The sequence below is a fragment of the Massilia sp. YIM B02443 genome (assembly GCF_030411955.1).
Lineage (GTDB): Bacteria > Pseudomonadota > Gammaproteobacteria > Burkholderiales > Burkholderiaceae_D > Telluria.
The window spans coordinates 36,381-48,609 of sequence record NZ_JASNRA010000027.1; the positions used below are offsets into that span (position 1 = coordinate 36,381).

Below are 12,229 nucleotides of genomic sequence, written 5' to 3' on the forward strand. Positions count from 1 at the left end.
GAGGGTAGTGGAAATTACACAAGCGCGGCGCACGATTGCATCCAGCATTGTTGTTTATGCACTACAACATGCAGATCGGGTGCAATTTTCGTGGTGGATTGTTAATTTCCGTGAATTTTGAAGGGGGTCGAAGCAACTAGCATACAGGTGTTGACCAAAAATTCCGCCCCCATGATTGATACCGCTCTATTAGTCGAGCTGATGCAGGCCAAGGATTCCTCCGAATGGAGTGACTCTTTGTACACGCTCGCGCGCAAGCTCGGCTTCGATCGGGTCTTGTATGGGGTGGTCGCGTCGCGCGACGCGCCGTTCGAATCGGCCTTTTTGCGCAGCAATTATTCGGAAAGCTGGCGCGAGCGCTACGACCGCAACGGCTTCGCCTACGTCGACCCGACCGTCACCCACAGCCTGTCGAGCAGCTTGCCGCTGGTGTGGGAGCCGGGCGCCTTCGCTTCCAGCCAACAGCAGACGCTGTACGAAGAAGCGCGCATGCATGGCCTGCGCAGCGGCGTGACGCTGCCGGTGCACGGGCCGCAGGGCGAGTTCGGGGTGCTCAGTTTTGCCTCGGATGCGCGTCCGGATGCCGAGGCCAGGCGCGCCGCCGCCGCCGCCTTGCCCGCCCTGACCCTGGTGCGCGACTACGCGCTGGCCTCGTCCGCACGTTTCCGTGACGCGCTGCTGAATCCGCAACCGCCGCGCCCGCTGCACCAGCATCACCACCAACAGCACCCGTATCACCAGCCCCACGTGCCGCAACACCAGATCGACGCTCAGCGCGCCGCCTTGCCGCGCCTGACCCGCCGGGAGCTGGAAGTGCTGCAATGGGTCATGGCCGGCAAATCGTCATGGGAGATCGCCCGGATTACAAGCTGTTCCGAAGCCACCGTCAATTTTCACCTGGCGAATGTCCGTCAAAAATTTGACGTGAACACCCGCCAGCAGGCGGTGGTCAAGGCGATCGCCCTGGGGCTGCTTACCCCTGAAGATCACCATCGTTGAGTTTGCCATTCATGTACATGCGCAACAGGATCGACACGGGCGCAGGGATCGCGAGGCCGGTTTCGAAGCGGCTGCCGCTGGACTGGGTGACGCCGAAGCGGCCCCAGAATTTTTCCTGGCTTTCGCGTTTGCCGATGCGCAGGCGGCGCAGTTCGTGCGGGGCCAGGCGGATGGGACCGGCGCCCGGAATGCCTCCGTGGGCCTGCAGTTCGGCAGCCAGTGCGTCGCACATCAGATCGTTTGCCATGGGTCTTCCTTTCGAGGTGAACAAGCGGGGCGGAAAGATGAAACGGGTTGATGGACAAAAGTATTGCACCGCCGACATTGCTCAGCACCTATCAGACCTGATAGTTACCGATCTATTCATTTTGCATAAAGAATTTATGCGCAATGCATTTTCTCTTCACGTTTCTGTTCATCACGATGCGATAGCAAGCGAGGGGGCTGACAAATGAGCATGCAAATCCGGATCGCGCCGCGCGGCGCCTTCAAATCGAACGAACTGTGCGAAATGCATACCTTGCGCGCCAGGGTGTTCCGCGGGCGTCTGGGATGGGAAGTGCCGGTCTTGTCCGGCATGGAGATCGACGGCTACGATGCGCTCGAGCCGCGCTACATGCAGATGCGCGAGGGCGATACGCTGCGCGGCTGCTGGCGGCTGCTGCCGACCGAGGGGCCGTACATGCTGAAGGATTCGTTCCCACAGCTGCTCGACGGCCAGGAGGCGCCGAGCGATCCGCAAATCTGGGAACTGTCGCGCTTTGCGCTGGAGACCGACGGCGGCGGCTTTGGTTTTTCAAGCATGACGATGGAGTCGATCGAGGCCGTGATCCGCCACGCCCACGAACAGGGCCTGCAGCGCTACGTCACCGTAACCACGGTGGCGATCGAGCGCATGCTGCGCCGCGCCGGGGTGGTAACTACCCGCATCGGCGCGCCGCAGCAGGTCGGCATCGAGCGCGCGGTGGCGCTGTATGTCGAGATCGGGCCGACCTGGGACGCGTTGTACGCTTCACGCCCGCTCACACCGCGCCCGCTGGCGTCCTAGCCTGGAGTCCGACCCGTTTGCGCGCCCAGCTGATGCACGAGGAAGGTATAGGTCAGCGCCCACATGCGCGCGGTCTGTTCGTTGTCGGCCGCGCCGGCGTGGCCGCCCTCGGTGTTTTCCCAGTACAGCACGTCGTGGCCCTCGTCCAGCATGCGCGCCGCCATCTTGCGCGCATGGCCCGGATGCACGCGGTCGTCGCGGGTCGAGGTGGTGAACAGCACCCGCGGGTAGCGCGTACCGGGGCGCAGGTTGTGGTACGGCGAGTAACGCGCCAGGTAGGCCCAGTCATCGGGATCGTCCGGGTCGCCGTATTCTCCCATCCACGAGGCGCCGGCCAGCAGTTCGTGGTAGCGCCGCATGTCGAGCAGCGGCACCTGGCACACCACGGCGCCGAACAGTTCCGGGCGCTGGGTCAGCGCCGCGCCCACCAGCAGGCCGCCATTGCTGCCGCCCATGATGCCCAGCTGCGCGGCGGTGGTGACGCCGCGCTTGACCAGATCGTCGCCGACGGCCAGGAAATCGTCGAAGGCGCGCTGGCGGTGCTGGCGCAGCGCGGCCTGGTGCCAGCGCGGACCGAATTCGCCGCCGCCGCGGATATTCGCCAGCACGTAGGTGCCGCCCTGATCCAGCCAGGCGGCGCCGGTCATGCCGCTGTAGAAGGGTTTGAGCGAGACCTCGAAGCCGCCGTAGCCGTACAGCAGGGTGGGGTTTGGCGCGCCGGGGCCGGCGCCGCGGCGGGTGACGACGAAGTAGGGCACCGGCGTGCCGTCTGCAGAAATCGCCGTGTGCTGGGCCACGTCGTAGGGTGCGGCGTCAAAAAAGGCCGGCATCGATTTCAATGGCGTGCGCGTGTCGCTGCCCGCGCTCATCAGGTACAGGGTGGTCGGGTGCAGGAAGTCGGTGACGGTCAGGAAGTAGTCGTCCGAGTTGTCGGAGTCGAGCGCTGCCACGCCCAGCGCGCCGAAGGCCGGCACGTCGACGTCGCGCCGCGTCCACGCTGTGCCGTCGACGCGTTGCAGCTCCACCACGCGGTTCTTGACGTTGTCGAGCACCGTCAGCAGCAGGGCGTTTTTGGTCACCGAGACGCCGTCGAGCGAGGTGGCCGGCGTCGGCTCGAACAACACCTCGAACGCGCGTTCGCCGGCCAGGAAGGCGTCGAAACCGGTGGCCAGCAGTGCGCCCTGCGGGTAAGTCTTGCCGCCGACTTCCCAGTCCGAACGCAGCTCGATCACCAGCTGGTCGCGCAGCGCGAAGGCGTTGGCGTCCTGCGGCTTGTCGATCCGGATCAGCTCATCGTCGCGGCGCAAAAACAGTTCGCTGGAGTAGAAATCGATCTGGCGCTGGATGAAGGCGCGTTCCCAGCCGGGCGTGTTGTCCTGGTGGCCGGAGGCGGCCAGGTCGTCTTCGGCCGCTTCGTAGACCGTTTTGGCGTCGGCCAGCGGCGTGCCGCGGCGCCACTCCTTGACGATGCGCGGGTAGCCGGATTCGGTCAGGCTGCCGGGGCCGAAGTCGGTGCCGACGTACAGGCGATCGCGGTCGATCCAGGACACGTCGCTCTTCGCTTCCGGCAGCGTGAAGCCATCCGCCACGAAGGCGCGGGCGGCCAGGTCGAACTCGCGCACCACGTGGGCGTCGCCGCCGCCGCGCGACAGCGACACCAGGCAGCGTTCGCCGTGCGGCTCGAGCCAGGCGACGCCGGCCCAGACCCAGTTTTCATCCTCGTCGCGCGCCAGCAGGTCGAGGTCGAGCACCGTCTCCCACTGCGGCGCCGGCTTGTGGTATTCGTCGAGCGTGGTGCGGCGCCAGATGCCGCGCGCGTGGTTGGCGTCGCGCCAGAAGTTGTAGCACAGGCCGTCGTGCACGCCGACGTAGGGAATCTTTTCGCTGGAGTCGAGGATCGCTTTCAGGCGCGCGCGCAGCGGCGCGAAGCCGGGACGGCCTTCCAGCTCGGCTTCGGCGGCGGCGTTGCGTTCGGCCACCCAGGCGCGCGCCCGTTCGCCGTCGATCTCTTCCAGCCACAGGTAAGGGTCGTGGTGCGGGTCGTCGTGCGGGTCGTCGTGCGCTTCGTTCGGCTGTTGCATGCTGTCCTCGTCAGTGCGTGTGTCCATACATTCATTCGTTGCGCGCCAGGCCGGCGCGCCGCCATACTAACAATTTTGCGAAGCGGGCATCGTCCGCCAGGGATAGCATGAAGCGAACCACTGCGCGCATCACCAGACGGGTGAAGTCCCGGGTCCAGTCCGGCCTCCAGCGTGTCGGACGCACCGTCGCGTTGCTGGCGAGCGGGATGCTGCTGGCGCTGGCGGTCGGGCTGCTGCTGTTCGCGGTCAGCGCGCGCAGCATCGAGGACGACGCCCGGCTGCGCTTCGACAACGAGGCGCGCGGCATCCAGGAGCGGCTCGACAGCGCGATCGCGTCCTACGGCCGCGCCGTGCGCGGCGTGGTGGCGCTGCACGCGGCCGGCAACGCCGACGGCCCGCCCGAGCGCGACGCCTTCCAGCGCTACGTGGCGGCGCTCGATATCGCACGCGATTATCCGGCGATCGAGGGCGTCAACTTCGCTACCCACGTGCCGGACAGGGAGCGCGACGCCTTCGTCGCCGGCATGCGCCGTGCCGGCGACCCGGACTTCGACATCCGGCCGGCCGGGCGCCGCGCCTATTACGAAGTGGTCAGCTACGAATATCCGCACGACCCGTCGAACCGCCGCCTGGGCATCGACATGGCCGCCAACCCGGCGGTGGCCGCGACCCTGGCGCACGCGCGCGACAGCGGCGGCATGAGCGCCTCGGGCCAGCCGATGTACCTGCGCCACCCGACCCCGCACATCGCGATCGGCATGCGCCTGCCGGTGTACCGCGGCGGAACGCTGCCGCCCGACGTCGAGGCGCGCCGCGCCGCCTTCGTCGGCACGGTCGGCGTCGCGTTCTCGGTGCAGGAACTGGTCAGCGGGGCGCTCGGTTCGCTGGAAGCGCGGCCGCTGCGCATGAGCCTCTACGGTTCCACCGCGCCGTATGCCGCGGGGACGCCAGCGGCGCCGGCGGCGGGCGACCGGCTGCTCGACGGCCCCGAGGTGCGCGCCGGCGCGCCCGATCCTGCGACCCATTTCGTCAGCGTGCAAGGCGTGAACTTCGCCGGCAGCCAGTGGAAGGCGCACATCTCGGCGCGCAAGGACGCGATGCTGGTCGGCTTGTCGCGCCACCTGCCGTGGGCCGCATTCGTGGCCGGCAGCGGCGCCACGCTGCTGGTGTACGTGCTGTTCCTGGCGCAGTGGCGCTCGCGCCGGGCCGCCGACCAGCAACGCCTGCTGCTCGACACGGTGCTCGACAACCTGGACGCCGAGGTCTACCTGAAGGACGACGCGCGCCGCATTCGCTACCTCAACGCCAAGGGCGCCAACGCGCTTGGGCGTCCGGCCGCGGAACTGATCGGCCTGCGCGACGTGGAGGCGATGCCGCCGGCGCAGGCCGACGCCGCCTGGGAGCACGAGCGCGCCATCCTGGAAGGCGGCAGCCGCAGCACGGTGCAGGTGGAGCAGGCTGCCCCCACGGATGGGGGGGGCGCGCGCCAGCTGTGGAGCGTGCGCGTGCCGCTGCAGGTGGGCGAGGACCCGGCGGTGCTGTGCGTCTCGACCGACGTCAGCGAGCTGCACCGGCTCAAGGCGCGGGCGGATGCCGCCAGCAAGGCCAAGAGCGACTTCCTGTCCAACATGAGCCACGAGATCCGCACCCCGATGAACAGCATCATCGGCATGACCCACCTGGCGCTGAACGCCGCGCCCGACCCGCGCCAGCGCGACTACCTGGAAAAGATCTACCACTCGGGCCAGCACCTGCTGGGCATCATCAACGACATCCTCGACTTTTCCAAGATCGAGGCGGGGATGCTGGAGCTGCGCCGCGAGACCTTCATGGTCGACGCCCTGATGCGCAACGTCGAAGTGCAGCTGGGCGCGCAGGCGGCGGCCAAGGGCCTCGGCTTCGACGTCGAGATCGCGCCCGAACTGATGCGGCCCCTGTGCGGCGACGTGCTGCGGCTGGAGCAGGTCTTGATCAACTTCGCCGGCAACGCCGTCAAGTTCTCGGAACGCGGCCGCATCAAGCTGCGCGCCCATCTGGCGCGCGCCTTCGGACCGGAAGTGCTGGTGCGCTTCGAGGTGCAGGACCGCGGCATCGGCATCGCGCCCGACGCGCTGCCGCAGCTGTTCACGCCATTCCAGCAGGCCGACCCCTCGGCCACGCGCCGCCACGGCGGCACCGGCTTAGGGCTCGCCATCAGCCGCCAGCTGGCCGAACTCATGGGCGGTGAAGTCGGCGTGACCAGCGACCCGGGCAGCGGCAGCACCTTCTGGTTCACCGCGCGCCTGTCGCTCGAAGACCGCGCCGCCATCGTCGGCCTGGGCGCCGCGCCGGCGCCGGCGATCGCGCGCCTGGACGAGTGCGCGGTGCTGCTGGTCGAGGACAACCCGTTCAACCAGCAGGTGGCGCGCGAGCTGCTCGAGCAGGCCGGGGCCGACGTCACGGTCGCAGGAGACGGCGCCCAGGCGCTGGAAGCGATGGCCAGGGCGGCGATGGCGGGCACGCGCTTCGACTGCGTGCTGATGGACGTGCAGATGCCGGTGATGGACGGGCTGGAAGCGACGCGCCGCATCCGCGCCAATGCGGCGCTGAAGGACACGCTGGTGGTGGCGATGACGGCCAACGCCGGCGTCGACGACCGCGCGCGCTGCCTGGAGGCGGGCATGAACGAGTTTCTGGCCAAGCCGGTGGTGCCGGAACTGCTGGCCGCCACCATTGCGCGCTGCCTTGGGCGCACCACGGCGCCGGTGCCGGATGTGGCAATGAAGTCGGCTACTTCCTCCGGCGCTGGCGCCAATGCGGTGACCGGCGGCGCCGACGTGCTCGATCTGGCGCGGCTGGCCGCCACTGCCGGTGGCGATACTGATCGCATGCGCAAGTACGCCTACCTGTTCCTGGAGACGGCGCGCGATAACCTGGGTGGGATCGAGGAGGCGCTGGCGGGTGGGGATCTGACGCACACGGCCAGCCTGGCGCATCAGCTCAAGTCGGCGGCGCGGGCGGTGGGGGCGCTGGGGTTCGGCGACGTGTGCGAGGACCTGGAGGCGCAGCCGGGGCGGATGGGGCAGGGGGATGGCGGGACGGTTGCAGTGGCTGGCACGGCGCAGGCGAGGGCGCTGGTGGCACGGCTTCGTGCTTTGTTATTGCGGATCGAGCGCGAAGTGTCGGCGCAGTTCGGGTGCAGGGCTAGCGATGGGCGATAAAGGTGATTAACGCTGATCGGACGAGGAAATCCATTGCCGTGGCCAGGCTCGACAATTGGACACAAGCTCGGCAATTTTGACGACAGGAATGGCAGCATTCTTACGCGATACGCGTACCACGTTTACACTTGCTGGATGACAATCGAGATTCGACCTGCCCGCGTGACTGAACGCCTGATCGTACGGAACCTGATGGAACTGTACCAGCATGACTTTTCCGAACTCGACGGCACTGATCTGGACGAGCATGGCCAATACGGGTATGACGACCTGGACTGCTTCTGGATCAACTCGGGATGGTCGGCTTACATAATCAAGGTCGACGATCGGTGGGTGGGATTCGTCCTGACCAACGATGAAGTTCAAACGCCCGGTAATACACGCGCCATCGTCGAGTTCTTCGTCGTTCGTAAATACCGTGGGCGCGGGGTTGGCAGGGAGGCGGCGCAACTCATCATGAGCAGGCAGCCGGCCAAATGGGAAATTCGCGTTATCGAAAGTAATACGGCGGCTCAACAGTTTTGGGGATCATTGATGAACGCCGTATGGCCCGCGAAGCATCAGATCGCATTCGTGGACAACGAACAGTGGCACGGTCCCATCTTCTCTGTCGACACGAACGTCGCGACGCCGTTTGACGCAGCAGAGTAGCAAACTACGCCAGCGCACCCGAGGCTGCCCACGGGTTCCTCCGACGCGTAATAGAATGCCTGCTCGTCAACCCACGTTCATCCCATGTCGATCCATTTCTACGAACCACGCCAAGGCCACGGACTCCCCCACGATCCCTTCAACGCCATCGTCGGCCCGCGTCCGATCGGCTGGATCTCGTCGCTGAGCCAGTCCGGCGTCCTGAACCTCGCCCCATACAGCTTCTTCAACGCCTTCAACTACATCCCGCCCATCGTCGGCTTCGCCAGCATCGGCGAAAAGGACACGCTGCGCAATGTCCAGGAAACCGGGCAATTCGTCTGGAACCTGGCGACCCGCCCATTGGCCGAAGCCATGAACGCCAGCTGCGCCGCTGTCTCCCCGGAAGTCGATGAATTCGCGCTGGCCGGACTCACGCCCGCGCCGTCGCGCCTGGTCAAGCCGCCGCGCGTCGAGGAAAGCCCGGTATCGTTCGAATGCCAGGTCACGCAGATCATCCAGCTGCAGCGCGCCGATGGCGACACGGTACCGACCTGGCTGGTCCTGGGTGAAGTCGTCGGCGTGCACATCGCGCAGGGTTCGCTCAAGGACGGCATCTATGACACCGCCGCCGCCGGCCACATCCTGCGTGGTGGTGGCCCGGCCGATTACTTCTCGATCGGCCCCGAGCAGCTGTTCCAGATGCACCGCCCGCGCTAGCCACCAACAAACGAAATGGCCCACGTCCGCGCCGCGCCGGCAGCGGACGTAACCGCAATCAAAAGCCCCCTCGCAAGGCTGAGCCAAGCTTTCGCTGACCCGCCAAACTTGGTATCCTGTGGCCCCAGCTCGACGGCATCCTCCCGCACCCAATCACTCGCATGTCTTCCCCTATCTCTCCCGGCCTGCTGATCCTCCATGGCAACCAGATGGAGCTGCTGCGCAGCGCCGTGTTCGACTGGCTGCGCAACCATCCGCTCGATCCCTTGGAAGAAGAAGTCTTCCTGGTGCAATCGAACGGCGTCGCCGAATGGCTCAAGATCGCGCTGGCCGAGGAACTCGGCGTGTGCGCCGCCACCCGCGTGGCGCTGCCCGCGCGCTTCATGTGGGAAGCCTATCGCGGCATGCTTGGGCGCGAGCGGGTGCCCACGCGCGCGCCGTTCGACAAGGATCCGCTCACCTGGCGTCTGATGCGCCTGCTGCCCACGCTGTTGCAGCAGGACGGCTACGAACCGCTGGCGCGCTTCCTGGCCGACGGCGACGCCGAGCGCCGGCTGCAGCTGGCCGAGCGCGTGGCCGACCTGTACGACCAGTACCAGGTGTACCGCGCCGACTGGCTGCAGGACTGGGCCGAGGGCCGCGACGTGCTGCGGCGCGCCGTGGGCGAACCGCTGCCGCTGGCGCCCGAGCAGCGCTGGCAGGCCTGCCTGTGGCGCGCGATCCACGAGAGCCTGCCGCCCGAGCAGCGCTGGAGCGGCCGCGCCACCATCCATGCGCAGTTTTTGTCGGCGGTCGAGCAGGACTTCCCGCCGGCCAGCCGCCTGCCGCGCCGGGTGGTGCTGTTCGGGATGTCGACCCTGCCGTATCAGACGCTGCAGGCGATCGCCGCGCTGGCGCGCCACACGCAGGTGCTGTTCGCCGTGCCGAATCCGTGCCGCTTCTATTGGGGCGACATCATCGAAGGGCGCGAGCTGCTGAAGGCCGCGCGCCGGCGCCAGCCTCTGCGCGACGGCGCAGATCTCGGCGCGATCCCGATCGAGGAACTGCACGCGCACAGCCATCCGCTGCTCGCAAGCTGGGGGCGGCAGGGCCGCGACTTCGTGCGCATGCTCGACGAATTCGACAACCAACTCGGCGAAGAGCAGGGCGACAACGCCCACATGCGGGTCGACCTGTTCGCCGACGACGATGGCGCCACGCTGCTGGCGCAGGCTCAGGCCGCGGTGCGCGACCTGGTGCCGCTGTCCGAGCATCCGCACGTGCCGCCACTGCCGGACGACCGCTCGATCGAGTTCCACGTCACCCACAGCGTGCAGCGCGAAGTCGAGGTGCTGCACGACCAGCTGCTGTCCTGGTTCGCCGACGATCCGACACTGCGTCCGCGCGACGTGGTGGTGATGGTGCCCGACATCGACACCTTCTCGCCGGCGATCCACGCGGTGTTCGACCAGCATCGTGGTACCGACCCGCGCCACATCCCGTTCGAGATCGGCGACGTGCGCGATCGCAGCGTCAACCCGCTGCTGGTGTCGCTCGAATGGCTGCTGCGCCTGCCGCAGCAGCGCTGCCGCCAGAGCGAGGTGCGCGACCTGCTGGACGTGCCGGCGGTGGCGCAGCGCTTCGGCCTGAGCGACGAAGACTTGCCGATCCTGGGCCGCTGGATCGAAGGCGCCGGCGTGCGCTGGGGCCTGGACCGCGCACACCGCGCCGGCCTGGGACTGGGCATGGCGGGCGAGCAGAACGCCTGGATCTTCGGCGTGCGCCGCATGCTGCTCGGCTACGCCAGCGGCGCCGGCGCAAGCTTCGGCGAGATCGAGCCGTATGCCGAAGTCGGTGGCCTGGATGCGGCGCTGGCCGGCTCGCTGGCGCAGTTGGTCGACTGCCTGCTCAACTGGCGCGCCGCGCTGGACAAGCCGCGCCGTCCCGCCGAATGGGGCGAAGCGGCGCGCGAGATGCTGTCGTGCTTCTACGCTGCCAGCGACGAAGCCGACCGCCTGACGCTGGCCAGCTTGAGCGAGGGCCTGCAATGCTGGCTCGAGACCTGTGATGCCGCCGGCTTCGACGAACCGGTGCCGCTGGCTGTATTGCGCGAAGCCTGGCTGAATGAACTCGACCAGCCGACCCTGAACCACCAGTTCGTGTCGGGCGGCGTGACCTTCTGCACCCTGATGCCGATGCGCGCGGTGCCGTTCCGCGTGGTGTGCCTGCTGGGCATGAACGACGGCGACTTCCCGCGCCGCGCGCGCCACTCGGACTTCGACCTGCTGGCGCTGCCGGGCATGGCGCGTCCGGGCGATCGCTCGCGCCGCGACGACGACCGTTACCTGATGCTGGAAGCGCTGCTGGCTGCGCGCGACAAGTTCTACGTCAGCTGGGTCGGGCGCAATGTGCGCGACAACAGCGAACAGCCGCCGTCCGTGCTGGTGGCGCAGCTGCGCGACTACCTGGCCGCCGGTTGGGATCTGGATCTGGACGAGCGCACCACGGAACACGCGCTGCAGCCGTTCAGCCGCCGCTATTTCCAGCGCGGCGGCCTGCTGACTTATGCCGGCGAATGGCGCTCGGCCCACGGCGTCGAGGAAGACGCCGTCCTCGACGCCTTGCCGCGGCACGAACTGGAGCCCGACTTCGTGCTCAAGCTGGGCGAACTGGCCAGCTTCCTGCGCCAGCCGGCGCGTTACTTCTTCCGCCGCCGCCTGGGCGTGGTGTTCGCCGATGCGGTGCAGGTGGGCGAGGACGAAGAGCCGTTCGCGCTCGACGCGCTCGAACGCTTCCAGATCGAAGACCACCTGCTCGACGACAGCGGCGAGCCGGAACCGATCGACGAAGTGCGCGCCACGCTGGCCGAACGGGCCGGGCGCCTGGCGCGCGAAGGCGTGCTGCCGATCGGCCTGGTGGGACGCATGTGGCAGGAGCAGCTGGTGAGCTCCCTGGTGCCGGTGCGCACTGAATGGCTGCGCCTGGGCGCGCGCTTCCCGCAAGCAGCGCCCAAGCTGGCGGTGTCGTTCGAACTCGATGGCGTGCCGCTCGACGACTGGATCGACCGCCTGCGCAGCAGCGCGGAAGGGCAGACCGCGTGGCTGATGCAGCTGTCTTCACGCGTGCTGGACCGGGGCGGCAAGCCGCGCGGCGACAAGCTGATCGGCCCATGGCTGCGCCAACTGGCCAGCAGCGCCGCCGGCAGTCCGGTGGCCGGCTACCTGGTGGCGCGCGACGCCGTGGTCGAGATGAAGCCTTTGGCGCAGGAAGACTCGCTGGCCGTGCTGCGCGACCTGGCGCGCCTGTGGCGCGCCAATATGGACAGCCCGCTGCCGGTGGCCTGCCGCACCGCGCTGGCCCACCTGGCGGAGGGCGATCCACGCACTGTGTACGACGGCGGCTTCGAGCTGTCCGGCGAGGTCGAGGACCTGTGCCTGGCGCGCCTGTGGCCGGACTTCGACGCCTTGCGGACGGCCGGCGCTTGGCCCGAACTGGCCGAGGAATTGTATGGACCGCTGGCGCGCTGGATGGATGGCGCACTGACGATCAAACTGCTGCAGGAAGTGTAAAGC

9 protein-coding genes are annotated in these 12,229 nt (G+C 67.7%); 7 read left to right on the forward strand and 2 right to left on the reverse strand.

All coding sequences use genetic code 11. The features are described from left to right. Positions 1-171 precede the first annotated feature (171 nt). Positions 172-999: a LuxR family transcriptional regulator gene (locus QPK27_RS21525; RefSeq protein ID WP_290420226.1), complete on the forward strand. Its 828-nt coding sequence runs from the start codon at positions 172-174 to the stop codon at positions 997-999. On the opposite strand, the gene QPK27_RS21530 is transcribed toward QPK27_RS21525, so the two are convergent. Further along, complete coding sequence (locus QPK27_RS21530; protein WP_290420227.1) at positions 974-1,246, reverse strand: DNA-binding transcriptional regulator; 273 nt, start codon at positions 1,244-1,246, stop codon at positions 974-976. The two genes, QPK27_RS21525 and QPK27_RS21530, sit on opposite strands and share 26 nt — an antisense overlap. Between QPK27_RS21530 and QPK27_RS21535 the strand changes: the two genes are divergently transcribed. Both QPK27_RS21535 and QPK27_RS21540 read left to right on the forward strand, forming a co-directional pair. Continuing rightward, a complete protein-coding gene (locus tag QPK27_RS21535; protein ID WP_290420228.1) occupies positions 1,245-1,454 on the forward strand; it encodes a hypothetical protein in 210 nt (69 codons plus the stop codon). The genes QPK27_RS21530 and QPK27_RS21535 overlap by 2 nt on opposite strands. Then, positions 1,451-2,047 (forward strand): acyl-homoserine-lactone synthase, encoded by a 597-nt coding sequence (locus QPK27_RS21540; RefSeq protein ID WP_290420229.1) that lies wholly within the window; start codon positions 1,451-1,453, stop codon positions 2,045-2,047. Before QPK27_RS21535 ends, QPK27_RS21540 begins: the two co-directional genes overlap by 4 nt. On the opposite strand, the gene QPK27_RS21545 is transcribed toward QPK27_RS21540, so the two are convergent. Further along, on the reverse strand, positions 2,044-4,155 hold the full coding sequence (locus QPK27_RS21545; protein ID WP_308633591.1) for a prolyl oligopeptidase family serine peptidase: 2,112 nt from the start codon (positions 4,153-4,155) through the stop codon (positions 2,044-2,046). The genes QPK27_RS21540 and QPK27_RS21545 overlap by 4 nt on opposite strands. Positions 4,156-4,235: 80 nt before the next feature. Between QPK27_RS21545 and QPK27_RS21550 the strand changes: the two genes are divergently transcribed. The 4 genes from QPK27_RS21550 to recC all read left to right on the forward strand — a co-directional run bounded on the left by QPK27_RS21550 (position 4,236) and on the right by recC (position 12,226). After that, entirely contained in the window at positions 4,236-7,328 is a 3,093-nt protein-coding gene (locus QPK27_RS21550) for a CHASE domain-containing protein (RefSeq protein ID WP_290420230.1), read from the forward strand. 192 nt (positions 7,329-7,520) lie between these two features. Continuing rightward, positions 7,521-7,979 carry a GNAT family N-acetyltransferase gene (locus QPK27_RS21555; RefSeq protein ID WP_290420231.1) on the forward strand — a complete coding sequence of 153 codons (459 nt, stop codon included), beginning with the start codon at positions 7,521-7,523 and terminating at the stop codon, positions 7,977-7,979. Positions 7,980-8,063: 84 nt separating this feature from the next. After that, positions 8,064-8,678, forward strand: coding sequence for a flavin reductase family protein (locus QPK27_RS21560; protein WP_290420232.1), 615 nt, complete (start codon positions 8,064-8,066; stop codon positions 8,676-8,678). Positions 8,679-8,839: 161 nt separating this feature from the next. Then, complete coding sequence (recC, locus tag QPK27_RS21565; RefSeq protein ID WP_290420233.1) at positions 8,840-12,226, forward strand: exodeoxyribonuclease V subunit gamma; 3,387 nt, start codon at positions 8,840-8,842, stop codon at positions 12,224-12,226. The last annotated feature ends 3 nt before the right edge of the window (positions 12,227-12,229 follow it).

Coding starts and splice junctions, on each gene's coding strand:
- QPK27_RS21525 (WP_290420226.1), top strand. CDS start 172: ATGATTGATACCGCTCTATTAGTCGAGCTGATGCAGGCCAAGGATTCC.
- QPK27_RS21535 (WP_290420228.1), top strand. CDS start 1,245: ATGGGTCTTCCTTTCGAGGTGAACAAGCGGGGCGGAAAGATGAAACGG.
- QPK27_RS21530 (WP_290420227.1), bottom strand. CDS start 1,246: ATGGCAAACGATCTGATGTGCGACGCACTGGCTGCCGAACTGCAGGCC.
- QPK27_RS21540 (WP_290420229.1), top strand. CDS start 1,451: ATGAGCATGCAAATCCGGATCGCGCCGCGCGGCGCCTTCAAATCGAAC.
- QPK27_RS21545 (WP_308633591.1), bottom strand. CDS start 4,155: ATGGACACACGCACTGACGAGGACAGCATGCAACAGCCGAACGAAGCG.
- QPK27_RS21550 (WP_290420230.1), top strand. CDS start 4,236: ATGAAGCGAACCACTGCGCGCATCACCAGACGGGTGAAGTCCCGGGTC.
- QPK27_RS21555 (WP_290420231.1), top strand. CDS start 7,521: ATGGAACTGTACCAGCATGACTTTTCCGAACTCGACGGCACTGATCTG.
- QPK27_RS21560 (WP_290420232.1), top strand. CDS start 8,064: ATGTCGATCCATTTCTACGAACCACGCCAAGGCCACGGACTCCCCCAC.
- recC (WP_290420233.1), top strand. CDS start 8,840: ATGTCTTCCCCTATCTCTCCCGGCCTGCTGATCCTCCATGGCAACCAG.